Here is a 22,846-nt window from a genome sequence, read left to right on the forward strand (position 1 = left end):
CTGGGCCATCGCACCGTGGAATTCAACCACTTCCGCAGGCGCATTCGGCTATAGTCGCGACCACGACGGTGCTTGAAAACAAAGAGGAAACGAGAATGCGCCTGACACTTCTTTCGCCTGGCGAAATGAACGAGAGCCAGCGGCAGACCTATGACGAGTCGATTGCCGGCAAGCGCGGCAAGCCGCCGGCACCGATGATGGCTTGGCTGAGCAGCCCGGAGATGGCCCGCCACGCCACGCGGCTCGGCGAAGTCCTGCGCTTCGACACGATATTCCCCGCCAAGCTCTCGGAGATCGCGATCCTTGTGACCGCGCGGCACTGGACCGCGCATTACGAATGGTATGCGCACAAGCGCCTCGCGCTTGCAGGCGGCATGGATCCAAAAATCATCGACGCGATCCGCGACCGCCGCACGCCTGAGTTCGACGACCCCAAGGCCAGGATGATCTACGACGTCGCGAAGTCGCTGCATGAGGGCCGCGGCGTCGAGAAGGGCCTCTATGATGAGGCGGTGAAGTTGCTCGGCGAACGCGGCGTGGTCGAGGTGATCGGGCTGTGCGGCTACTACACAATGGTGTCGATGACGCTGAACACGTTCGAGTTCGGGCTGCCGGAGGGCGAGGTGCCGGAGCTGTCTTAGTTTCGCATCCGGAAACGCTGGGTTTCGGGATAGGCCAGTGGCACTGTCCCGGGGCGCGGCCTATGTGGGGTTGATCAACGGAGCATTGTCATGTCGCAGAACCCAGCCGTCCATGCCGGCACCCGGATCGGCCACGTTCATCTCAAGGTCGCCGATCTCGATCGCGCGCTCGGCTTCTATTGCGGCGTGCTCGGCTTCGAGCTGATGCAGCGCATGGGCTCGGGCGCGGCGTTCATCTCGGCCGGCGGCTATCATCACCACATCGGGCTCAACACCTGGGAGAGCAAGGGCGGCTCGCCGCCGCCGCCGGGCACGACCGGGCTCTTTCACACCGCGATCCTCTACCCGACGCGCCCCGCGCTGGCGGATGCGCTGCACCGGGTGCTTTCGGCCGGCATTGCGCTCGACGGCGCGAGCGACCACGGCGTCAGCGAGGCGCTTTACCTGCGCGATCCCGACCAGAACGGCGTCGAGCTGTACTGGGATCGGCCGAGGGAGCAATGGCCGTTCGGGCCGGATGGCAAGCTTGCGATGATTACGAAGCGGCTGGATGTCGAGGCGTTGTTGCGGCAGCGGGAGGCGTGATGTCGTAGGGTGGGCAAAGCGAAGCGTGCCCACCAATTCTCGCGGCACTCGTTGAGAAGATGGTGGGCACGGCGCTATGCGCCTTTGCCCACCCTATGAGGCTTCCCCCGCACCATGATCAGCGCCGCCGCCGCCACCTCCAGCGCGATGCACAGATAGAACGGCAGCGCATAGCCGCCGGAGAAATCGCGCAGGAAGCCGACCACGCCGGGGCCGAACGCGTAGGTCACCTGGTTGATCGCGGTGTTCAGGCTGATCAGCACGCCGAACGAGGCGGAATCGAACTCCTGCTGCACGATCAGCGAGGGCAGCGTGATGAGGTTGCCGACCGAGAAGCCGAACACGGCACAGGCCGCGATCAGCACGTAGTCGTTGTGCAGGTTGATGACGACGAGGAGCGCCGCGGCCTGGCTGAGGAACGACAGCGCCGAGGCGAGGCGCTGATTGAGCCGGTCGATCACCATCGAGAACAGCACGCGGCCGACCACCGCCATCGCCGTCAGCACCGCAACCGCCACGGCGGCGCGCTCGCGGCCGATCACCGGGTCGAGGAACGAGATCAGGTGCACGATGAAGCCGACTTGCGCGAAAAGCACCAGCGCGAAGGCAATCGTCACCGTGAGGAAGCCGACGTCGCGCAGCGCGTGCGCGCGGATTTGCGCCGACGATTGCGGCTTTGCCTTCGCTGCCGCATGCCAGCCATGGTGCTCGGGCGGCCGGCCGACGGCGAGCAGGATCACCGGCACGAGTAGCACCAGCATGGCGCCTGATGTGGCGTACATCGCGGTCGCGAATCCAACATGGCTGATCATGGTCACCAGCAGCGGCACGCCGACGATGCCGCCGAAGCTCGCGCCGTTCAGCGCGAGGCTGATCGCCATGCCGCGCTTGTGGTCGAACCATAGGCTGATCGTGTTGGTGATCATGGCGAGACTGGTGCCGGCCCAGCCGAAGGCGAGCACGGCGTCGGCGAGATAAAGCTGCCAGGGCTCGCGCACCGCGCCGATCGCGACCGCGGCGGCGGCCATCGCCAGCGTGCCCGCGATCAGGCAGAGGCGCGGGCCGTATTTTCGGACAGCCTCGCCGACGAAGACGACGAGCAGCGCGCCGAACAGATAGAAGAACGTCGTCCCTGCGGAGATCAGCGAGGCGGGCCAGCCCCGCGCGCGCTGGAGCTCGGCGACATAGACGCTCTGGCCGTAGAAGCCGAGCCCCCAGCCGAAGGTCGCGAGCAGGAAGCAGACCGCGACGATGCGCCAGCCTTCATAGCGGAGGGAGGATTCGTCGATCGGAGCTGCGTGGCGGGGATTGTCGAGCATTTCTTTGCTCCTCGCCGTCATTCCGGGGCGATGCAAAGCATCGAACCCGGAATCTCGAGATTCCGGGTTCACCCTTCGGGTGCCCCGGAATGACGGCAGGAAATGAAGGACGTTGCTGGCCTGACGAGCCTGTTCATGACGAGCATCATGTAACAACGCGGCTCCCGAAAATCACTTCGACCTGGATCGAAGTATCAACGTTGCTGACAGCCTCCCGCCATCAGACCGCGTCCGGGAACTCGCCCATGGCGGCGTCCAGCCGCGCCTTGCGGCGGCGCGCCCAGGAGACGAGCGAGAGCACGGCAAGCCCCAGCACGACCGGCGGGAACACCACCATGTTCACCGCGGACCAGCCGTAATTGGCGAGCAATTGCCCCGACGAGAACGAGCCAATCGCCATCATGCCGAACACCAGGAAATCGTTGAAGGCCTGCACCTTGTTGCGCTCCTGCGGCCGGTGCGTCTCCAAGACCAGGGCGGAGGCGCCGATGAAGGAGAAATTCCACCCCACGCCGAGCACGATCAGCGTGGCCCAGAAATGCATCGCCGTGAGGCCGGAGAGACCGATGGTGGCCGCGCCGGCCTCGAGCAGCAGGCCGGCGGCGACGATCTTCGGTGCGCCGAAGCGCGCGATCAGCGCGCCGGTGAAGAAGCTCGGCCCGTACATGGCGACGATGTGCCATTGAATGCCGAAATTGGAATCGCTGACGCTGAGGCCGCACAGCTTCATGGCGAGCGGCGCCGAGGTCATCACCAGATTCATCATGGGATAGGAGATGACGCCGCACAGCGCCGCCGCGATGAAGCGCGGCTGGGTCACGATGGTGAGCAGCGGCCGGCCGCCGTGCAGATCGGCCGGCGCCGGCTTCGGCATGTCGACGCCGGCGACGATGCCCATGGCGACCAGCGCCACCGCAGCCTGCACCAGGAAGCTGAAGGCGAACAGATAGGGCTGCCAGACATCCATGGTCCACTGCACGAGCTGCGGACCGAGCACGCCGGCGAACACGCCGCCCGCCATCACCCAGGATACCGCCTTGGGCCGGTAGACCGCGCTGGCGCCATCGGCGGCGGCGAAGCGATAGGACTGCGCCACCGAGCCATAGAGGCCACCCAGAAAGGTCGCGATGCAGAACAGCGCGAACGAGCCGCGCAGGATGGCGAACGAGCCGAGCAGGCCGGTGAGCGCGCCCAGACCGGTACCGATGACGAAGGCGGCGCGGCGGCCGAAACGGCGCGAGATCGCGCCGGTCGGCAGCGTGCCGGCGGCAAGGCCCACCACATACATCGAGATCGGCACGGTCGCGAACGACATGTCGGGCGCGAGCGTGGCGCCGACGATCGCGCCGGTGGCGAAGATCACAGCCGAGTTGGCGCCGGTCAGCGCCTGCGCGGCAGCAAGGCGCACCACGTTGGCACGCACGCGGGCGTCGGCGGCGATCTGATTGGCTGAAGTCACGTCAAGCATCGGCATTTCCGCCCCAACGGGCTCACAAGGGCTTTGTTGATTCCCGGCACTATGGAGCGGCGCGGGAGGGCGGGCAACCGGCGCAAACGGGCGCAGGCCATGCCTCTGACGCAATCGGGCAGATGATAGCGGGCTGCGCTCTTGACGGCTTGCGCTCGATCAAATCCTATCCGCCGCGACTTTTGGGAGTTTCGTTCATGACGGTCGACGACAGGCCTACGCTCAGCGCTCCCGACGACGATCCCTGGCTCTGGCTGGAGGAGATCGAAGGCAAGCACGCGCTCGATTTCGTGGAGCGGCAGAACAGCCTGACGCTCGACGCATTCGGCGGAGCGGCCTTCGCGCGCGACCGCGATATCCTCGCGGCGATCTACGATCGTCCCGACAACATCCCCTATGTCAGCCGGCGCGGCAGCGATCTGCACAACCTCTGGAAGGACGCCACCAACCCGCGCGGCCTGTGGCGGCGAACCAATCTGGCGGAGTTTCGCAAAGCAAGCCCGGCGTGGGAGATCGTGCTGGACATCGACCAGCTCGCGGCAAAGGAGGGCGAGGATTGGCTGCTGAGCTCGATCGTCACGATGCCGGCAAGCTCGCGGGCGATTCTGAGCCTGTCGCGCGGCGGCAGCGACGCCGTCACCTTGCGGGAATTCGACCTCGACACGAAGAGCTTCGTGGCGGACGGCTTTACGCTGCCGGAAGCCAAGGGCGGCGTTGACTGGCTCGATCAGGACACGCTGCTGCTGTCGAGCGCGCATGGCGAGGGCATGGCGACGAGCTCCGGATATGCGCGGACCGTTCGCCTGTGGCGGCGTGGCCAGCCTGCCGATCAGGCGCAGGTGATCATCGAGACCACCGCCGATCACATGGCGGTCTCCGGCATGGCCGACGACACCGGATCGGCGCCGCGGGTCTGGATCGTCGATCAGATCGACTTCTTCAATCACGCGATCTGGCTGCGCGATGCGACCGGTGCGACGACGAAGCTCGACCTGCCGACCGGCGTCTGGATGCAGGCGCATGGCGACTGGTTCGCGATGAAGCTGCGCAAGGACTGGTCGGCCGGAGGCCGAACCTTTGCCACCGACACCGTGCTCGGCATCTCGCTCTCGGCGTTCCTCGCCGGCAGCCGCGATTTCGCGGTCCTGTTCGAGCCCGGCCCGCGGCGCGCATTGCAGGGCCTGTTCTGGGCGGGCAGCAAGCTGGTGCTGTCGATCCTCGACGAGCTCAAGCCGCAATTCGAGATCTGCACGCCGTCCGCCGCGGGCTGGAGCCGCGCCACGCTTCCCGGCCTACCGCAGATCGGCGTCGTCGATATCTGGCCGCTCGACCGTCATCCCTCCGAGAGCAATGGCGACCTGCTCGCCAACGTGCAGGATCCGCTCACGCCGCCCTCGCTGCTGCTGTTGGAGCGCGGCGTCGCAAGCCCGACCGTGCTGAAGCAGGCGCCGAAGACGTTCACCGCCGACGGCCTCGTGGTGACGCAACACGAGGCGATCTCGATCGACGGCGAGCGCATTCCCTATGTGCAGACCGGTCCTGCCAAGGAGACCGGCGATGCGCCGGTCTATATGAGCGCCTATGGCGGCTTCGCCGTCGCGGTGAAGCCGTATTACAATCCATCGCTCGGCAAGCTGTGGCTGGAGCGCGGCGGCACCACGGTGCAGGCGAATCTGCGCGGCGGCGGCGAGTTCGGCACGCGCTGGCACGATGCCGGCCGGCTCGCCGGCAAGAAGCTGTCGCATGACGATTTCGCGGCCGTTGCCGCCGATCTCGTCCGCCGCGGCGTGACGAGCGCGAAGCGCATCGCAGCGCAGGGCGGATCGAACGGCGGCATCCTCATCACCAACATGCTGGTGCGCTACCCCGAACGCTTCGGCGCGCTGTTCTGCACCATCCCGCTGATCGACATGCGCCGCTACACCAAGCTGCTCGCAGGCGCGAGCTGGATCGCGGAATATGGCGACCCCGACAAGCCCGACGAATGGGAGTGGCTGAAGACCTACTCCGCCTATCACCACGCAAAGCCCGGCCAGGCCTATCCGCCGATCTTGATCGCCACCACGCGGCGCGACGACCGCGTCCATCCCGGCCACGCCCGCAAGATGGCGGCAAAGCTCCAGGCGATGGGCTATGAGGCCTGGTTCTACGAGCCGGCAGCGGGCGGTCACGGCTACGGCAAGGACAACAAGGAGCGCGCCGGTTTTGAGGTGCTGGGCTTTCGATTCCTCAGGGACAAGATCGGTTGGAAGGATGGGGAGGCGTAGCCGCAACGTCGCTTCGATCGAAGCACGACGTGAGCCGGGCACCACTCTCTCATTCCCTCCCCCGCAAGGGGGGAGGGAGCGCACCGCCTTCGCGGCGTGCACCCAGATCAGCAGTGACTCACCCCCGCGCAAACACCAGCGTCAGATTGTTCGCCGGCATCTCGATCGTATCGACGAGACCAAGGCCGGCGCCTCGCGCGAGCGTCTCGACATCGCCGATGTCGCGCACGCCCCAGTCGGGATTGCCTTCGCGCAATGAGGTGTCGAACACGGCGTTGCTGAGCGCGGTATGCTTGCCGTCGCGCTTGAACGGGCCGTAGAGGAACAGCTTGCCGTCGGCCCGCAAATAGCGGCCGGCGCCGGCGAACAGGCCTTCGGCCACGGTCCATGGCGCGATATGGATGACGTTGGCGCAGAACACGGCGGCGAGGTTCGTCGGCCCCTGCCCGCTTCGCATTTCCGGACACCAGCCGGGATCGGAGAGATCGATCCGCAACGGCGAGCGGATGTTTGGCAGGCCCGAATGGACGCGCCAGGCCTCGATGCTCTTCACGTGCCGCTGGTTGAGGTCGCTCGGCCACCAGACCAGGTCGGGCGTATGGCGGGCGAAATGGACCACGTGCTGGCCGGTTCCGCTGCCGACCTCGACAACGTTTCCGGAACAGCCGGCAAGGTGCTTTTCCAGAGCCGCCCGGAGCGGCTCGTGATTGCGATGGAATGCCGGTGCATCGAGCCGCCCATCGGGCTCGACCCGTCCGCCGTCCCTGCCAAATTCGACGACATATTCAGCCAAGTGACGTCCCCTTGAAAAAACGAGAACACGATGAAAACAGTAGGAGCGCCCAAACGCCCTCGAAACAGCCGGCCCGCGCTCACGGACCTTACTCTCGCGGCCAAATCGGCCGAACAAATAATCTCTTTAGTTGCAATGCGGAAGATATTAACTCCATTTTGCCGCGTGCATAGTCCTGATTGTCAGGTGATGCCCTTTGTGCTTTGGAACGCTGCTATTTCCGCGATCGAGTGCATCGCCATAACGCCTCGGAATGACGCCTTGACCGCCTTTTCCCGGATGCCTGCCCTGCTCCTTTTGCTGGCCTTCGCCGCCGGCCTCGCCAGCCCGGCGCGGGCGCAATCCGCCGTGGCCGAGGGCCAGAAGCTCGCCTTCGACCGTGGCAAGGGCAATTGCCTGACCTGTCACGTCATCAAGGGCGGCGACCTGCCGGGAACGATCGGCCCGGAGCTGAAGGACCTCAAGGCGAAATACCCTGATCGCAACGAGCTGGCCGCGATCATCTTCGACGAGACCAAACGCAATCCGCAGACCATGATGCCGCCGTTCGGCCGGAACCGGATTTTGACCGACCAGGAGATCAGCGCAATCGTTGATTTCCTGCAAACCCTGTGACTTCAGGCACGCCAGGAGAGCTCAGATGACCACGACCACCGGCCCCCTTGCGACGCGGCGCCTGATCCTTCAGGGCGCAGCCTCCGTCGCGCTGCTCGGCCTCGGCAATCTACCGTTCGGCGTGGCGCCCGCGTACGCCGCGGCCAACGACAAATATCCGGAAGAAGCGTTCAAGCTGAAGAACGAAGCGGACGCGATCAAGGCGCTCTACGGCAAGACCGCCGAGCCCTCCGACAAGGTCAAGCTGGATGCGCCGGAGATCGCCGAGAATGGCGGCGTGGTTCCGATCTCGGTGACGACGACGCTGGAGAAGGTGACCTCGATCTCGTTCTTCGTGGCCGAGAACCCGAACGCGCTCGCCGCGTCCTACAAGATTCCCGACGGCACGATCCCTGCTGTCGCCAACCGGCTGAAGATGGCGAAGACCACCAACGTGACCGCGATCGTGGAAGCCGACGGCAAGCTCTACAGCGCGACCAAGGAAGTCAAAGTCACCGTCGGCGGCTGCGGCGGCTAAGGAGATCGACATGGCATCCAGCATTCGCGTGCGCGCGACCGCAAACGGCGACATCACCGAAGTGCAGGCGCTGATCCAGCACCCCATGGACACCGGCCTGGTCAAGGACGCCAAGGGCGAGGTGATCCCCGCGCATTTCATCCAGCAACTGAAGTTCGAATGTAACGGCAAGGACGTCTTCGTCGCCGATTGGGGCACCGCCATCTCCAAGGACCCCTATGTGAAGTTCAGCTTCAAGGGCGCCAAGAAGGGCGACGACATCAAGATCTCCTGGACCGACAACAAGGGCGGGTCGGATACGACCACCGCGAAGATCGCGTGATGAAGGCCCGCTCCGCCCTCCTGCTTGGTTCGCTCAGCGCCGCGCTCGTCGCGGTCGCCCTCACCTCGCCGCGCGTGATCGCGGCCGACAAGGTCGATCCAGTTGCCGACGCAAAAGCGTTCCAGAACTTCTTCTTCCAGAAGTTTCCGACCGTGAAGCACGAGGATTTCGTCAACGGCCCTTATTCCATGAACGAGGACATGAAGCGGCAGTGGCAGGAGAAGGAGGAATTCCCGCCCTACGAGTTCGCGCTCGACGCCGGCAAGGAGATGTTCGCCACCCCGTTCAAGAACGGCAAGACCTATGCCGACTGCTTCCCGAATGGCGGCATCGGCATCCGCCAGAACTATCCCTACTTCGATGAGAAGGAGGGCAAGGTCGTCACGCTGGAGCTCGCGCTCAACCGCTGCCGCGAGGCCAACGGCGAGGCGCCCTATTCCTACGTCAAGGACGAGATGGCCTCGCTGACCGCCTATATGGCCTTCACCTCACGCGGCAAGCTGATGGACATCAAGATTCCCGATGATCCCCGCGCGCTCGCCGCGTTCGAGAACGGCAAGCGCTATTTCTACACGCGGCGCGGCCAGATGAATTTCTCCTGCGCGAGCTGCCATGTGCAGAGCCCGGGCGAGCGCATCCGCGCCGAGATCGTGGCGCCGGCGCTCGGCATTTTGAACGCGATGCCGATCTACCGCTCCGAATGGAGCGGCATGGGCACGACCAGCCGCCGCTTCGTCACCTGCAACAGCCAGACCCGGGCGGTTCCGCTGGAGCCGCAGGCAGATGAATATCGCGACGTCGAATATTTCCTGTCCTACGTCGCCAACGGACTGCCGATATCAGGACCGGGAGCGCGGCCATGAAGCGGTCACTTCCTCTCGCCATGCTGCTCGCCCTTAGCCTCGCGCCAACGGCGCGCGCGGCGAATGAGGCGGATTACAAGGCGGCCTATGCCGCCGCCGAAGCCGCCTCCAAGGAGGCAGCCGGCATGCGCAATCAGTGGACCGTGACCGTCTCGACGCTGGCGGCGGCGAAGAAGGCAGCCGATGGCGGCGATTTCGACCGCGCCCTGGCCGCAGCCAAGGAGGCCGAGGCGCTGGCGAAGGCGTCGATCTTCCAGGCCACGTCCGAAAAAGAGGCCTGGAAGGCGATGGAAATCCGCTAGACTGGACCTCAGTTGAACTGCCGATGAGGCGCGGAGGATTCTGGATGGCGATCCGCCGCCGTGATTTCCTGAAGAGTGCAGGCGTTGCCGCAGCATCGCTCGGCCTGCCGCGGCTTGCGCGCGGCACTGAAGCGGCGAGCATTTACGACCTCGAACGTTTCGGCCATGCCCGGATCCTCCACATCACCGACACGCATGCGCAGCTCAACCCGGTCTATTTCCGCGAGCCCAGCGTCAATATCGGAATCGGGGAGATGGCGGGACGGCCGCCGCATCTGGTCGGCCGCGCCTTTCTCGAGCGGTTCGGAATCCGGCCCGACAGCGCCGATGCCTATGCCTTCACCTGCTTCGAGTTCGAGAAGTCTGCGGCGCGCTTCGGCAAGCTCGGCGGCTTTGCCCATCTGAAGACGCTGGTCGATCGCTTGCGCGGCGATGTCGGCGAAAGAGATTCGCTGCTCGTCGACGGCGGCGATCTCTGGCAGGGCACGGGGCTTGCCAACGTCATGCAGGGCCGCGACATGGTCGAGGTCGCCAATCTGCTCGGCATCGAGGCGATGACCGGGCATTGGGAGTTCACCTATGGCGAGCAGGCGCTGCGCGACAATCTCGAGCGCTTCAAGGGCGAGTTCCTGGCGCAAAACGTGTTCCTGACCGAGGAAGCCGCGTTCAACGACGCCCGCGCCTTCGACAAGGCGACGGGGCGCGTCTTCAAGCCCTCCGTGATCAAGGAGCTCGGCGGTCACCGCATCGCGATCGTCGGCCAAGCCTTCCCTTACGTGCCGATCGCGCATCCAAAGCGGTTCACGCCGGACTGGACCTTCGGCATCCGCGAGGAAGAGCTCCAGAAGCATGTCGATGCCTTGCGCACCGCCGAGAAGGTCGATGCCGTCATCCTGCTGTCGCACAACGGCATGGACGTCGACCTCAAGCTCGCGAGCCGCGTCACCGGCATCGACGTCATCCTCGGCGGCCACACCCACGACGCCGTGCCGCAGCCGATTCCCGTGACGAACGCCGGCGGCACGACACTCGTCACCAATGCCGGCTCCAACGGGAAATTTCTGGGCGTGCTCGATCTCGCGCTCGACAAGGGCAAGGTCAGTGGCGTCAAATATCACCTGCTGCCGGTCTATTCCGAGCTGCTGAAGCCTGATCCGGCGATGGCCGAGCTGATCGGCCGGGTTCGCGCGCCGCACGTGGCCGACTGGTCGGAGAAGATCGCAACGCTCGACCGCCTGCTCTATCGCCGCGGCAATTTCTCCGGCCCGGTCGACGAGCTGATCTGCACCGCGTTGCGCAGCGAGCTCGACGCCGAGATCGCGCTGTCGCCGGGCTTCCGCTGGGGCGTCACCGCGCTGTCCGGCCAGGCGCTGACCATGGAGGACGTGCTCGCGGAAACCGCGATCAGCTATCCCGAGACCTATGTGCAGGAAATGACCGGCGCCCAGATCAAGGACGTGCTGGAGGACATCTGCGACAATCTCTTCAACGCCGATCCCTATTACCAGCAGGGCGGCGACATGGTGCGCGCCGGCGGCCTCAGCTACACCTGCACGCCGGCGGGTGCGATCGGCGGCCGCATCTCTGAGCTGAAGCTCAACAACGGCAAGGCGATCAGCGCCAACCACCGCTACAAGGTCGCGGGCTGGGCCTCGGTCAACGGCCAGCAGGGCGCACCGGTGTGGGACGTGGTGGCCAAATATCTGCGCTCGGGCCGGATGCTTTCGGAGCGGCTCGGCTCCGGCGTCACGCTGAAGGGCGTCGAGAACAATCCGGGCATTGCGGGACAGGGATGACGCGCTCGCAAATGTTTCGCGCGATGATGCTGGCGCTGCTCGCCTTGGCCGCGATGCCGCCGGCTTTTGCGCAGCAGGTGCCGCTTCAGGACAAGCCGTTCGCCGAGCACAAGATCGTGCTGCAGCTCTCCGACGGCGACGCCAGGAAGCAGGCGCTGGTGCTCAGCGTCGCCAACAATCTCCTGAAGGCCTACGCCCCCGACAAGGTCGCGATCGAGGTGGTGGCATTCGGACCCGGCATCGACCTGCTGCTGTCGAACAGCGAGCGCCGCAAGCAGGTCGAGAGCCTGATCGCGCAAGGCGTGCGCTTCGACATCTGCCTCAACACCGTCGACACGGTCGAGCGGGAGACAGGCAAGCGGCCGGAGTTCATCCCCGCCGCGACGCCGGCAGATCCTGTTCCTGGCGGAGAATGGGTACACGGTGGTGCGGCCGTAGGGGGCGCCGACGCCTCACCCGGCGCTGTCATTCCCCGCGCAGGCGGGGAATCCAGTACGCCGCGGCTTCTCCGTACTTCTCGCTGTCTCTGGAATACTGGATCGCCCGCCCCAGTGCGCAATTGCGCACAAGGCGGGCGATGACAGTGAGTATGTGACGAGGAGCGCGCGGGCCCATTACCTCACAATAAAGATCTTCTAAATTTTCCCATCTTCACAGTGGATTGCTTCTCTTTTCGACCAGAACCGTAGTAGAATTTGCAATCAGTTCCACGCCGGGTCTTGCCATGATCTTCCGCCAGCTCTTCGACAGTGTTTCGGGCACCTACAGCTACGTCCTTGCCAGCCGCCACGGCGGCGAGGCGCTGATCCTCGATCCCGTGCTGGAGAAGGTCGACCGCTATTGCCAATTGCTGCGCGAGCTCGACCTCAAGCTGGTCAAGGCGGTCGATACCCACCTTCATGCCGACCACGTCACCGGCCTCGGCGAGCTGCGCGACCGCACCCATTGCATGACCGTGATGGGCGACCAGACCAAGGCCGACGTGGTGGCGATGCGCGTCGCCGACGGCGACAAGGTGACGATCGAGGGGCTGTCGCTCGACGTGATGTACACGCCCGGCCACACCGACGATTCCTATTCCTACCTGATGGGCGACCGCGTCTTCACCGGCGACACGCTGCTGATCCGCGGCACCGGCCGCACCGATTTCCAGAACGGCTCCTCGCGCGCGCAGTACGATTCGATCTTCAATCGCCTGCTCAAGCTGCCGGACGAGACGATGGTGTTCCCGGCGCATGACTACAAGGGCGACACCGTCTCCACCATCGGCGAGGAGAAGCGCTACAATCCGCGGCTCCAGGTGCGCTCGGTCGACGAATATATCGAGCTGATGGCGAACCTGAAGCTGCCCAATCCGAAGATGATGGACGTGGCGGTGCCCGCCAACATGCGCGTCGGCCTGCATCAGGAGGAGCTGGAGAAGGAGGGCCGCGCGCTGACCGCCAGCGAGGCGATCCGCGTCCTGGGCCGGCCTGACATCCTGCTGGTCGATCTGCGCGAGACCAACGAGCGGATGAAACACGGCATGCTCGAGGGCGCCCTGCACACGCCCTATCCGTCCGTCGAGGAGAGCCTGAAGCCCGGCGGCATGCTGCGCGAGGTCGCGGCCGCCACCGGCCGCCGCATCGTGTTCTTCTGCGCCTTCGGCGAACGCTCGGCGATGGCCGTCGCTGCGGCGAAGGAGGCGGGCCTCGCCAATACCGCCCATATCGCCGGCGGCATCGATGCCTGGAAGAAGGCGGGCGGACCGGTGGTGCACTGACGCCCCGGCGCGCCGTTCTTGAGATAAGTCAGGAACCGCCCACATATTGGGACTAGGATCGGATGCAGCATCACCATCCGGGAACAGCCATGGCCAAGATCGCCAACAAGACCGCCAAGCCGAGCGCGCCGCCCAAAACCGCCAGCGAGAAGCCGGCGGACGACAAGGCGAAGAAGCCGCCGCCGCGCGACACCGACGACGACGATTACGAAGACGGCGACATCGCAACACCGAAGCGTGACCGGTACGGTCCCGATGACGAGCCGTTGTGAGTTGAAGCCTGCCCCACGAATGGTGCGTTCCCTCCCCCCTTGCGGGAAGAGGGGTGCCACACGGCACACTCTTTCGAGAGCGCGACGATCTTTGCATCGACCACGGATAGACCTTTTGCTGGGCTACCCCTCTCTCCCGCCCTCCCCCGCAAGGGCGGAGGGAGCGCAGTGTGCCCGATCGCATCGTCGGGTAATGATTGAGACAGCGGCGCCACCCGCACTACCTGCCATGCGCCTGCGTTCATGGACAAATAACCGCTGTCCCCGATAGTTTGCGCTCCCTTCAGGGAGTGAAACGGAACTGCAATGGTCGATGCTCTCGCCGCACCGCAGCAAGGCAAGGCGGACAGCGCGCTGCGCACGCTGACGGGAATCTCGATCGCGCATTGGGTCAGCCATTTCCATCTGCTGGTCCTGCCGATGCTGTTTCCGTTCCTGAAGGACAGGCTCGGCGTCGGCTATGTCGAGCTCGGCTTCGCGCTCACCACCCTTGCCGTCGTATCGGGCCTGACGCAGGCGCCGACCGGCTATCTCGTCGACCATTTCGGCGCGCGGAAGATCCTGCTGATCGGGCTGACGCTCGGCGGCTGCGCGCTGATCCTGCTCGGCCTGCACCTCAGCTACGCCTCGCTGATCGCCTGCGCCGTGCTGCTCGGGCTCGCCAACAGCGTCTATCATCCCGCCGACTACGCCATCCTGGCGGAGCACATGGACGAGGCGCGGATGGGCCGCGCCTTTTCGATCCACACCTTTGCCGGCTATCTCGGCGGCGCCGTGACGCCGGCGATCGTCGCCGCGCTGGTCACCGTATCGGGTGGCGTCGGCGCATTGATCGCATCGGGCGCGATCGGCGTGCTGGTGGCGCTGCTGCTGGTCGCCATGAGCATTCCCGAGGCCGGCGCGCACAAGAAAAAGCCCGGTCACGAGAGCGCGCCGAAGCAGGCCGTCATCACGCCGGCGCTGATCACGCTGACCGCGCTGTTCATGCTGCTCAGCCTGTCGGTGGCCGGCATCAACAATTTCGGCGTGGTGGCGCTGATGAGCGGCTACGGCGCCTCTTATTCGATCGCCAACATCGCGCTGACCACATTCCTCGGCGCCAGCGCCGCGGGCGTGCTCGCAGGCGGCTTCCTCGCCGATCACACCGAGCGTCACGGCTATGTCGCCGCCGCCTGCTTTGCCGCGAATGCGGCGATCGTGCTCTTGATCGCACTGGTGACATTGCCCGGCTGGGCTTTGACCGCGACGATGACGGCGGCGGGCTTCCTCTCCGGCGTGATCGCCCCCTCGCGCGACATGCTGGTGCGCAATGCCGCTCCCGCCGGCGCTGCGGGGCGCGCCTTCGGCATCGTCTCCACCGGCTTCAATCTCGGCGGCATCGTCAGCCCGCTTTTGTTCGGCTGGATCATGGACCAGAGCGCGCCACACTGGGTGTTCGGCGCCTCCGTGATCTTCATGCTGGCGACGGTGGTGCTGTCGCCGTTCACCGAGCGGAAGCGGCAGGCTGCGGCGTAGCCACAAGTTCAACTGTCGTCCTGGCGAAAGCCAGGACCCATTACCCCAGGGAGAATCTGTCGCGCGAGACTGGTCACTCCGAGTCTTCGCCAAACTACTCCCTGTGGTTATGGGTCCCGTATCTGCGCTGACGCTTGTCCGGGACGACGAGTCGAGAGAACTGCGTGTAACAAAAACAAAACGGGAAGAAACACCATGACCAATCCTGATCTCGTGATCCGCGGCGGCACGGTCGCGGATGGAAACGGCGGCGAGCTGTTCGAGGCCGACGTCGCCATCACCGGCGGCAGAATCAGCGAGGTCGGGAAGATCTCCGGCAAGGGCAAAGAAGAAATCGACGCGCGCGGAAAACTGGTGACGCCGGGCTTCGTCGACGTCCACACCCATTATGACGGGCAGGTCACCTGGAGCCAGGATATCACGCCGTCCTCGCAGAACGGCGTCACCACCGCGATCATGGGCAATTGCGGCGTCGGCTTTGCGCCGTGCAAGCCCGCCGACCACACCCGCCTGATCCAGCTGATGGAAGGCGTCGAGGACATTCCCGAGCCGGTGCTGAGCGCCGGCATTCCCTGGGCCTGGGAGAGCTTTCCGGACTACATGGGCTGGCTGTCGAAGCGCGATTTCGACATCGACGTCGGCGCGCAATTGCCGCATGCGGCGTTGCGCGTCTATGTCATGGGCGAGCGCGGCGCGCGCCGCGATCCGTCCACGGCGGAAGACAATGCGGCGATGGCAAAGCTCGCGGGCGAAGCGGTCCGCTCCGGCGCGCTCGGCTTCTCGACCTCGCGCACGCTCAACCACCGCACCTCCACCGGCGATTTCACGCCGACCTTGAAGGCCGGCGAAGACGAGCTCACCGCGATCGCGGGTGCGATGCATCGCGAGGGCCGCAGCGTGCTGCAATTCGTGCTCGATCTCTCCACCATCGACGAAGACCTGCCGATGATGCTGCGGGTCGCCGACACGACGAAATGCCCGATCTCGTTCTCGATCACGCAGAACGACAAGGCGCCGCAGCGCTGGCGCCAGACGCTGGACGAGATCAATGCCGCCGCACAGCGCGGCCTCTCCATCACCGCGCAGATCGCGGCGCGCCCGGTCGGCCTGCTGCTAGGGCTCGAGCTGTCGCGCAACCCATTCCAGACCCATCCGAGCTACAAGGCGATCGCACATCTGCCGCTGAAGGAGCGGCTGGCGCGGCTGCATCAGAGCGAGATCCGTCAGGCGATCCTGAGCGAGACGGCGACCGCGACCGACGATCCGCTGTTCTTCCGGCCCAACTACGACAAGATGTTCCTGCTCGGCGATCCTCCCGATTACGAGCAGCCGCCGGAGAACGCGCTGGGGCCGCGGGCGCGCAAGCAGGGCCGGAAGCCCGAGGAGCTCGCCTATGACGCGATGCTGTCGGACGAAGGCCGCGGCATGCTCTACGTGCCGTTCCTCAACTATGCCGACGGCAATCTCGATGCGACGCGCGAGATGCTGATCGATCCGCAATCGGTGCCGGGCCTGTCCGACGGCGGCGCGCATTGCGGCATCATCTGCGATGCGAGCTTCCCGACCTATCTGCTGACGCACTGGACACGCGACCGCAAGCGCGGCGAGAAGCTGTCGATCCCGTTCGTGGTCGCGGCACAGTCACGCAAGACCGCGCTCTCGGTCGGCCTCACCGATCGCGGGCTGATCGCGCCCGGCTACAAGGCCGACGTCAACGTGATCGACTATGACCGCCTGCATCTGCATCCGCCGAAGGTGCATTACGATCTGCCGGTCGGCGGGCGGCGGCTGTTGCAGGACGTCGACGGCTATGAAGCGACCATCGTGTCGGGCGTGGTGACGCGGCGGCATGGCGCGGCCACGGGGCGCCGGCCGGGGAAGTTGATTCGTGGCGCGCAGGGGGTGGTGAACTAGCGCGGTAGGATGCATGTGAGACGCGAAGGCAGCGCCTCACATTCGGTGTCGTCGCGGCGAAGGCCGGGACCCATACGCCGCGGCAATTGTTTTGCGAAGACTTGGAGTTATCAGCTTCGCCTCAATCCACTCCCTGTGGTTATGGGTCCCGGCCTTCGCCGGGACGACAGCGGTGTTTGTGGCGGGCCTTGAACGCCTGCCACCCCTTACGTCGGCGACACCGCGCCTTTCAGCGCCGCTGCCTGCGGGGCGGCAGCGCGCGTCAGCCGAGCCTTTTCGCTGTTCGGCCAGAGCAGGGCCAGGCCGAGCAGGCCGGAGCCGACCATGATCACGGCGTTGATGGTGAAGCCGGTCATGTAGCCGTCGAGCATGCTGCCGGCGCGCTGGATCACGGTGCCCATCACGGCGGGCGCGATGATGCCCGAGAGCGTGTAGAGCGCGCCGTAGATCGCCAGGATCGCGCCGCGCTGCGACGACGGCGTGAATTCGCCGAGCATGGGCGGACAGACGACGTAGATCGCGCCGCACAGGCCCGTTCCGACCACGAGCAAGGCGAGCTGAAGGCCGGCGCCCTGAACATACGGCATCGCAGCCAGGATCAGGCCGCCGACCATCAACGGGACCGAGCCGAGCACGCCGCGGGCGACGCGCGTGGTCGATCCGCGGGCCATCATCAGTTGCGAGATCCAACCCGTCAGGATCACGATGGTGGCGCCGAACACCCAGGGCAGGGTCGAAATCCAGCCGGCCTGGCTCTGCGAGAAGCCGAGGCCCTTGATGATGAACGGCGTGAACCAGGTCAGCCCCAGCGACAGCGCCCAATAGGCCCCGAAGGTCGCCGCGACGCAGCCGACGAAGGTGCGCGAGGTGAGAAGCTGAAGATAGGGAATTTTCGCCTCGGTGGCCGCAAGGGTGTGCGTGTCCTCCAGCGGGCCTTCCTTGCCGAGCGCGAGCCAGGCACAGACCCAGATCAGGCCGACGACGCCGAGCGCGCCGAAGGCGTAGTGCCAGGAGTGATTGACGATGACCCAGTTCAGCGCCGGCACCGCCAGGATGACGCCGAAAGCCGAGCCTTGCGACAGGATCGCAGTCGGCAGCGTGCGCTTCTCGTCGGGGAACCATTTGTAGATGGCGTGCGCGGCGACCGAGAAGGCCGGGCCTTCGCCGGCGCCCAGCACGATGCGGCAGATCAGCAGCGTGGTGAAGGAGACGGTGCCGACCATCGGAAACTGCGCCAGCGCCCAGACCACCGCCAGCGTCAGGAGCACCCAGCGCGTCGGCACCTTGTTGACGATGAAGCCGACCACGATGGCCGAGATCGAGAACAGGAAGAAGAACGAAGACCCGAGCAGGCCGAACTGCTCCGGGGAGAGCTTCAGGTCCGCCATGATCGGCACGCCGGCGAGGCCGACGACGATCTTGTCGGCGAAATTAACCAGCATGAACAGAAACAGCAGAAAGGTGACCGTCCAGGCGCCCTTCGGTGTTTCCCTGGATGTCGTCGTCTTGCCCGCCACCATGGGCGTTCCCTGAGCGCTCATCGTTCTCCCCGTCTGTCTTTTTGGCAGTTTTTTGATTTGGCCGTTGTTGGAGCTAACAACGGCTTCGACGGCAACGCAACCCCGGCATTTCCGCGGCAGGTGTGCTACGCAGCATTTCCGTTAATTCCGTCCGGCGCCATTCATCGTGCTGAGCATCCGAAATCTCTCCAAGACGTTCTCCTCGGCCGCCGAACCGGTCCACGTGCTGCGCGGCGTCGACCTTGACCTCAAGGCCGGTGAACGCGTCGCGCTCACCGGCGAATCCGGCAGCGGCAAGAGCACGCTGCTGCACCTGATCGCGGGGCTCGATGCCGCCGATGGCGGCTCGATCCGGTTGGAAGACACCGAGGTCACCAAGCTGTCCGACGCGGGACGCGCCAGCCTGCGGCGCGACCGGATCGGCCTCGTGTTCCAGCAGTACAACCTGATTCCGAGCCTGTCGGTGGCCGACAATCTGGCCTTCCAGGCGCGGATCGCCGGCCGGCACGACGCGGCCTGGTCCAGTGAACTGGTCGAACGGCTCGGGCTCGGCGCCCTCCTGAAGCGCTATCCCGAGCAATTGTCCGGCGGCCAGCAGCAGCGGGTCGCGATCGGCCGGGCGCTGGCGACAAGACCCTCGCTGCTGCTCGCGGACGAGCCGACCGGCAATCTGGATGAAGCGACCGCCGAGGACGTGCTGGCGCTGACGCGCGACCTCGTCACGCGCACCGGCTGCGGCTTCCTGATGGTGACGCACAGCCTGCATCTGGCCGGTACGCTCGACCGCCACCTCACTTTGCATGCGGGGCGAATCGCATGAGGCGCGCGCTGTGGGTCCTCGCGGTGCTCCTGAGCCATTGGCGGCGGCACAGGATGCAGTTCGCGACACTTCTGATCGGGCTGATCGCCGCGACCGCGCTGTGGAGCGGCGTGCAGGCGATCAACCAGCAGGCCCGCAATGCCTATGACCGCGCCGCGGCGACGTTCGGCGGCGTGCGGACGCCGATGCTGGTCGCACCCAATGCGGCGACCTTTTCGCAAGACCTGTTCGTCAGGCTCCGCCGCGCGGGCTGGCCGGTCTCGCCGGTGCTGGAAGGCCGCGTCCAGATCAACGGGCGCTCGGTGCGGCTGCTCGGCATCGAGCCGGTGACGCTGCCGGTGGATGTCGGCAACGCGCCGCGCCTTGGTGCCGCGGACCTGACGCGCTTCGTCGCGCCGCCCGGCCGGACGCTGGTGGCGAAGGAGACGCTGGCCGACTTGCAGGAGCAGGAAGGCGCGGCGCCGCCGATCAGCAGCGGCGCAACACTGCCGCCGCTGCACGTGCAGCCGCAGCTCGTGCCCGACGTGCTGGTGGTCGATATCGGCGTGGCGCAGAAGCTCCTGAACAAGCCGGACCAAATCTCGCGGTTGCTGATCGGCAAGCCGAAGGGCAAGCCTGCGCCGCTGGCGAGCGTCGTCGGCGACCGGCTGCAACGGGTCGAGCCGAACGCCGAGACGGAGCTGGAGCGCCTCACCGACAGTTTCCATCTCAACCTCACCGCCTTCGGCCTGTTGTCGTTCTTCGTCGGCCTGTTCATCGTCAATTCGGCCGTGGGTCTTGCCTTCGAGCAGCGGCTGCCGATGCTGCGCACGTTGCGGGCCTGCGGCGCCTCGGCGCGCCTCGTCAACACGGTGCTGGTGATCGAGCTGGTGGCGCTGGCGCTGGTCGCCGGACTGATCGGGCTCGTCTGCGGCTATTTCATCGCGGCAGCGCTGTTGCCCGACGTCGCGGCGTCGCTGCGCGGGCTCTATGGCGCGCAGATCCCGGGGCAACTCAGCTTGCAGCCCGAATGGTGGCTCGCCGGCATCGGCATCAGCGTTGCCGGCGCGCTCGTTGCGGCGGCGACCAGCCTGATCAAGGCGATCAGGATGCCGGTGCTGGCGACCGCGCAGCCGTACGCCTGGCAGCAGAGGCAGCGCCGCTGGCTGATCCTGCAAAGCATTGCGGCGTGCATGGTGTTCGCGGTTGCGCTGCTGCTGCTTCACTATGGCGAATCGCTGATCGCAGGCTTCGGCGTGCTGGCGGCGCTGATGCTGGGCGCGGCACTGATCCTGCCGGCCTTCCTCGACATCATCCTGCTCATAGGCCAGCGCGGCGCGCGAGGACCGCTCGCGCTGTGGTTCTGGGCGGACAGCCGGCAGCAGCTCTCCGGGCTGTCGCTGGCACTGATGGCGCTGCTGCTCGCGCTCGCCGTCAATGTCGGCGTCTCCACCATGGTGGAAACCTTCAGCCGCACTTTCGTCGGCTGGCTCGACGGGCGGCTCGCGGCCGACGTCTACATCAGCGCTTCCGACAATGCGCACGGCGTCGCGATCCGGAACTGGCTGAAGGAGCGCAGCGAAGTCCAGGCGATCCTGTCGGGCGGCCGCGCCGAGACGCAAGTCCAGGGCCAGCCGGTGGAGCTGTTCGGCCTGCCCGATCACGCACTCTATCGCGAGCGCTGGCCGCTGCTGGAGACTGCGCCACGCGCCTGGACCCAGCTGGTGCCGGGCAATGCCGCCTTCATCAGCGAGCAATTGAGCCGCCGCCTCAACGTCCGCGTCGGCGACGTCGTCGAGGTGCCGGCGCCGGGCGGGACCTGGGAGCTCGACATCGTCGGCATCTATGCCGATTACGGCAATCCCAAGGGACAGCTGGCCGTGAATGTCGCGGCGCTGATCCGTCACTTTCCGCAGACGCCACAGACGCGGATCGGCCTCATCGTCGCGCGGGACAAGATTCCGGACTTGATCGCGGCCTTGCAGAAACGGTTTGCGCTCGACGACCGCAGCGTCGCCGACCAGGCGACGGTGAAGGCAGAATCGATCCGCATCTTCAACCGCACCTTTGCGGTGACATCGGCGTTGAACGCCTTCACGCTCGGTGTCGCCGGCATCGCGCTGCTGACCAGCCTTTTGACGCTGGCCAACTCCCGCCTGCCGCAGCTCGCACCGCTGTGGGCGATCGGCGTCACGCGGCCGCGCCTCGCCGCGATCGAATTGACCAAGACGCTGTCGGTGGCGCTGTTCACCTCGCTGCTGGCCGTGCCGCTCGGGCTGCTGGTGGCGTGGTGCCTGATTGCGATCGTTAACGTGAAAGCATTCGGCTGGCGGCTGCCGTTCCATGTGTTTCCGCTGCAACTCGTCGAGCTGGTCGCGGTCGCGCTGATCGCTTCGCTGCTCGCCGCGCTGCTGCCGGTCGCACGGCTGGCGCGGATGCAGCCGGCGAACCTCGTCAAGGTGTTTGCCAATGAGCGCTGACAAGATCTCGCGGCGCGCATTTGCCGGCGGCATAGCCGCGCTCGCTCTTGCGCGCCGCGCCGGCGCGCAAGGCTATGCCGGGCTCGGCGAGACGGCCGACGGCTTTGCGAAGGTCACGCCGGGAAAGACGTTCGCCTTCCCCGCCGATCACGGGCCGCATCCGGAATTTCGCATCGAGTGGTGGTATCTCACGGCGAACCTCGTCGACAGCAGCGGCGCGGCTTGCGGCCTGCAATGGACGCTGTTCCGTCAGGCGGCGCAGCCGGGACCGCAAGGCGAAGGCTGGGCCAATCAGCAAATCTGGATGGCGCATGCCGCGGTGACGCGTGCCGACACCCATCGCTTCAGCGAGCTGTTTTCGCGCGGCGGGATCGGACAGGCCGGCGTCGAAGCGAAGCCCTTCGCGGCGTGGATCGACGATTGGGAGATGAAGGGTCTTGAGCGCACCAACGATCGCACTTTGGCGCCCCTGACGCTGAAGGCCTCCGGCACGAACTTCAGCTATGCGCTGACGCTGGAGGCCGATCGTGCGGTGGTGTTGCAGGGTGACGGCGGCTTCAGCCGCAAGTCGGAGCGCGGCCAGGCCTCCTACTATTACAGCCAGCCGTTCTACCGCGCGCGCGGCACGCTCACCATCGACGACAAGCCGGTCGATGTGTCGGGGCAGGCCTGGATGGACCGCGAGTGGAGCAGCCAGCCGCTCGACGCCGACCAGACCGGCTGGGACTGGCTGTCGCTGCATCTTGCATCCGGCGACAAGCTGATGCTGTACCGGCTGCGGCAGAAGGACGGCCGGGACTATCCGTTCGGCAACTGGATCACCGCCACCGGCAGCACGCAGATGATCTCGGGCAGCGACATCCAGATGACGCCGAAGGCGACCGCCGAGGTCGCGGGGCGCAAGCTGCCGGTGGAGTGGCAAATCGCCATCCCCTCGCGCTCGTTCTCAATCCAATGCAAGCCGCTCAATCCAAAGGCCTGGATGGGGACCGGCTTCTCCTATTGGGAAGGGCCGATCAGCTTTGCCGGCACGCATGACGGTGTTGGCTATCTCGAGCTGACCGGGTATTGAAGCGCGACCTCTTCAAGGAAGCGA

General features: G+C 65.9%; 20 protein-coding genes and 1 pseudogene. 17 read left to right on the top strand and 4 right to left on the bottom strand.

What is annotated here, in order from left to right; all coding sequences use genetic code 11:
- The first annotated feature begins 95 nt into the window (after positions 1-95).
- On the top strand, positions 96-641 hold the full coding sequence (locus AAFG50_RS40375; RefSeq protein ID WP_028172682.1) for a carboxymuconolactone decarboxylase family protein: 546 nt from the start codon (positions 96-98) through the stop codon (positions 639-641).
- A gap of 90 nt (positions 642-731) precedes the next feature.
- Entirely contained in the window at positions 732-1,226 is a 495-nt protein-coding gene (locus AAFG50_RS40380) for a VOC family protein (protein WP_011083839.1), read from the top strand.
- Positions 1,227-1,300: 74 nt separating this feature from the next.
- Here the strand turns inward: AAFG50_RS40380 and AAFG50_RS40385 are convergent, their stop codons facing one another.
- Both AAFG50_RS40385 and AAFG50_RS40390 read right to left on the bottom strand, forming a co-directional pair.
- Positions 1,301-2,545, bottom strand: coding sequence for an MFS transporter (locus AAFG50_RS40385; RefSeq protein WP_028172681.1), 1,245 nt, complete (start codon positions 2,543-2,545; stop codon positions 1,301-1,303).
- A 220-nt stretch (positions 2,546-2,765) separates the two neighbouring features.
- The gene (locus tag AAFG50_RS40390; protein WP_028172680.1) at positions 2,766-4,013 is read right to left on the bottom strand and encodes an MFS transporter; all 1,248 of its coding nucleotides are present in this window, start codon (positions 4,011-4,013) and stop codon (positions 2,766-2,768) included.
- Positions 4,014-4,210: 197 nt separating this feature from the next.
- On the opposite strand from AAFG50_RS40390, the gene AAFG50_RS40395 reads away from it, so the two are divergent.
- Entirely contained in the window at positions 4,211-6,280 is a 2,070-nt protein-coding gene (locus AAFG50_RS40395; RefSeq protein WP_028172679.1) for a prolyl oligopeptidase family serine peptidase, read from the top strand.
- 118 nt (positions 6,281-6,398) lie between these two features.
- On the opposite strand, the gene AAFG50_RS40400 is transcribed toward AAFG50_RS40395, so the two are convergent.
- Positions 6,399-7,073, bottom strand: a complete 675-nt coding sequence (locus AAFG50_RS40400) for a DUF938 domain-containing protein (RefSeq protein ID WP_028172678.1) — start codon at positions 7,071-7,073, stop codon at positions 6,399-6,401.
- A gap of 261 nt (positions 7,074-7,334) precedes the next feature.
- Here AAFG50_RS40400 and soxX point away from each other — a divergent pair, with 261 nt between their 5' ends.
- The 11 genes and pseudogenes from soxX to AAFG50_RS40455 all read left to right on the top strand — a co-directional run bounded on the left by soxX (position 7,335) and on the right by AAFG50_RS40455 (position 16,951).
- Complete coding sequence (gene soxX, locus AAFG50_RS40405) at positions 7,335-7,688, top strand: sulfur oxidation c-type cytochrome SoxX (protein ID WP_028172677.1); 354 nt, start codon at positions 7,335-7,337, stop codon at positions 7,686-7,688.
- A gap of 25 nt (positions 7,689-7,713) precedes the next feature.
- A complete protein-coding gene (gene soxY, locus AAFG50_RS40410) occupies positions 7,714-8,205 on the top strand; it encodes a thiosulfate oxidation carrier protein SoxY (RefSeq protein WP_011083833.1) in 492 nt (163 codons plus the stop codon).
- A gap of 10 nt (positions 8,206-8,215) precedes the next feature.
- Positions 8,216-8,527, top strand: coding sequence for a thiosulfate oxidation carrier complex protein SoxZ (soxZ, locus tag AAFG50_RS40415; RefSeq protein ID WP_011083832.1), 312 nt, complete (start codon positions 8,216-8,218; stop codon positions 8,525-8,527).
- Positions 8,527-9,390 carry a sulfur oxidation c-type cytochrome SoxA gene (gene soxA, locus AAFG50_RS40420; protein ID WP_342714108.1) on the top strand — a complete coding sequence of 288 codons (864 nt, stop codon included), beginning with the start codon at positions 8,527-8,529 and terminating at the stop codon, positions 9,388-9,390. The genes soxZ and soxA overlap by 1 nt, the downstream gene beginning before the upstream one ends.
- Complete coding sequence (locus AAFG50_RS40425) at positions 9,387-9,692, top strand: hypothetical protein (RefSeq protein WP_011083830.1); 306 nt, start codon at positions 9,387-9,389, stop codon at positions 9,690-9,692. The genes soxA and AAFG50_RS40425 overlap by 4 nt, the downstream gene beginning before the upstream one ends.
- A gap of 44 nt (positions 9,693-9,736) precedes the next feature.
- A complete protein-coding gene (gene soxB / locus AAFG50_RS40430) occupies positions 9,737-11,488 on the top strand; it encodes a thiosulfohydrolase SoxB (RefSeq protein ID WP_028172675.1) in 1,752 nt (583 codons plus the stop codon).
- Positions 11,485-11,926, top strand: a pseudogene (locus AAFG50_RS40435) (hypothetical protein). The gene soxB and the pseudogene AAFG50_RS40435 overlap by 4 nt, the downstream one beginning before the upstream one ends.
- 286 nt (positions 11,927-12,212) lie before the next feature.
- A complete protein-coding gene (locus AAFG50_RS40440) occupies positions 12,213-13,250 on the top strand; it encodes an MBL fold metallo-hydrolase (protein ID WP_011083827.1) in 1,038 nt (345 codons plus the stop codon).
- Positions 13,251-13,339: 89 nt separating this feature from the next.
- A complete protein-coding gene (locus AAFG50_RS40445; protein ID WP_028172674.1) occupies positions 13,340-13,522 on the top strand; it encodes a hypothetical protein in 183 nt (60 codons plus the stop codon).
- Between the two features lie 306 nt (positions 13,523-13,828).
- Positions 13,829-15,037 carry an MFS transporter gene (locus AAFG50_RS40450; RefSeq protein WP_028172673.1) on the top strand — a complete coding sequence of 403 codons (1,209 nt, stop codon included), beginning with the start codon at positions 13,829-13,831 and terminating at the stop codon, positions 15,035-15,037.
- Between the two features lie 195 nt (positions 15,038-15,232).
- Entirely contained in the window at positions 15,233-16,951 is a 1,719-nt protein-coding gene (locus tag AAFG50_RS40455; protein WP_028172672.1) for an amidohydrolase family protein, read from the top strand.
- A gap of 206 nt (positions 16,952-17,157) precedes the next feature.
- Here AAFG50_RS40455 and AAFG50_RS40460 read toward each other — a convergent pair whose 3' ends face one another.
- A complete protein-coding gene (locus tag AAFG50_RS40460) occupies positions 17,158-18,492 on the bottom strand; it encodes an MFS transporter (protein ID WP_028172671.1) in 1,335 nt (444 codons plus the stop codon).
- Between the two features lie 145 nt (positions 18,493-18,637).
- On the opposite strand from AAFG50_RS40460, the gene AAFG50_RS40465 reads away from it, so the two are divergent.
- From AAFG50_RS40465 to AAFG50_RS40475, 3 genes are read left to right on the top strand one after another with little or no spacing between them, the layout of a single operon-like run.
- A complete protein-coding gene (locus AAFG50_RS40465) occupies positions 18,638-19,291 on the top strand; it encodes an ABC transporter ATP-binding protein (protein ID WP_011083822.1) in 654 nt (217 codons plus the stop codon).
- Positions 19,288-21,750: an FtsX-like permease family protein gene (locus AAFG50_RS40470; protein WP_028172670.1), complete on the top strand. Its 2,463-nt coding sequence runs from the start codon at positions 19,288-19,290 to the stop codon at positions 21,748-21,750. The genes AAFG50_RS40465 and AAFG50_RS40470 overlap by 4 nt, the downstream gene beginning before the upstream one ends.
- Positions 21,740-22,822 carry a lipocalin-like domain-containing protein gene (locus AAFG50_RS40475; protein ID WP_028172669.1) on the top strand — a complete coding sequence of 361 codons (1,083 nt, stop codon included), beginning with the start codon at positions 21,740-21,742 and terminating at the stop codon, positions 22,820-22,822. The genes AAFG50_RS40470 and AAFG50_RS40475 overlap by 11 nt, the downstream gene beginning before the upstream one ends.
- Positions 22,823-22,846 lie beyond the last annotated feature (24 nt).

This window comes from Bradyrhizobium sp. B039, assembly GCF_038965675.1.
Lineage (GTDB): Bacteria > Pseudomonadota > Alphaproteobacteria > Rhizobiales > Xanthobacteraceae > Bradyrhizobium > Bradyrhizobium diazoefficiens.

What these genes read in the sequence shown, in the direction of transcription:
- AAFG50_RS40375 (WP_028172682.1), top strand. Translation starts at nt 96, where the DNA reads ATGCGCCTGACACTTCTTTCGCCTGGCGAAATGAACGAGAGCCAGCGG.
- AAFG50_RS40380 (WP_011083839.1), top strand. Translation starts at nt 732, where the DNA reads ATGTCGCAGAACCCAGCCGTCCATGCCGGCACCCGGATCGGCCACGTT.
- AAFG50_RS40385 (WP_028172681.1), bottom strand. Translation starts at nt 2,545, where the DNA reads ATGCTCGACAATCCCCGCCACGCAGCTCCGATCGACGAATCCTCCCTC.
- AAFG50_RS40390 (WP_028172680.1), bottom strand. Translation starts at nt 4,013, where the DNA reads ATGCTTGACGTGACTTCAGCCAATCAGATCGCCGCCGACGCCCGCGTG.
- AAFG50_RS40395 (WP_028172679.1), top strand. Translation starts at nt 4,211, where the DNA reads ATGACGGTCGACGACAGGCCTACGCTCAGCGCTCCCGACGACGATCCC.
- soxY (WP_011083833.1), top strand. Translation starts at nt 7,714, where the DNA reads ATGACCACGACCACCGGCCCCCTTGCGACGCGGCGCCTGATCCTTCAG.
- soxZ (WP_011083832.1), top strand. Translation starts at nt 8,216, where the DNA reads ATGGCATCCAGCATTCGCGTGCGCGCGACCGCAAACGGCGACATCACC.
- soxA (WP_342714108.1), top strand. Translation starts at nt 8,527, where the DNA reads ATGAAGGCCCGCTCCGCCCTCCTGCTTGGTTCGCTCAGCGCCGCGCTC.
- AAFG50_RS40425 (WP_011083830.1), top strand. Translation starts at nt 9,387, where the DNA reads ATGAAGCGGTCACTTCCTCTCGCCATGCTGCTCGCCCTTAGCCTCGCG.
- soxB (WP_028172675.1), top strand. Translation starts at nt 9,737, where the DNA reads ATGGCGATCCGCCGCCGTGATTTCCTGAAGAGTGCAGGCGTTGCCGCA.
- AAFG50_RS40440 (WP_011083827.1), top strand. Translation starts at nt 12,213, where the DNA reads ATGATCTTCCGCCAGCTCTTCGACAGTGTTTCGGGCACCTACAGCTAC.
- AAFG50_RS40445 (WP_028172674.1), top strand. Translation starts at nt 13,340, where the DNA reads ATGGCCAAGATCGCCAACAAGACCGCCAAGCCGAGCGCGCCGCCCAAA.
- AAFG50_RS40450 (WP_028172673.1), top strand. Translation starts at nt 13,829, where the DNA reads ATGGTCGATGCTCTCGCCGCACCGCAGCAAGGCAAGGCGGACAGCGCG.
- AAFG50_RS40455 (WP_028172672.1), top strand. Translation starts at nt 15,233, where the DNA reads ATGACCAATCCTGATCTCGTGATCCGCGGCGGCACGGTCGCGGATGGA.
- AAFG50_RS40460 (WP_028172671.1), bottom strand. Translation starts at nt 18,492, where the DNA reads ATGAGCGCTCAGGGAACGCCCATGGTGGCGGGCAAGACGACGACATCC.
- AAFG50_RS40470 (WP_028172670.1), top strand. Translation starts at nt 19,288, where the DNA reads ATGAGGCGCGCGCTGTGGGTCCTCGCGGTGCTCCTGAGCCATTGGCGG.
- AAFG50_RS40475 (WP_028172669.1), top strand. Translation starts at nt 21,740, where the DNA reads ATGAGCGCTGACAAGATCTCGCGGCGCGCATTTGCCGGCGGCATAGCC.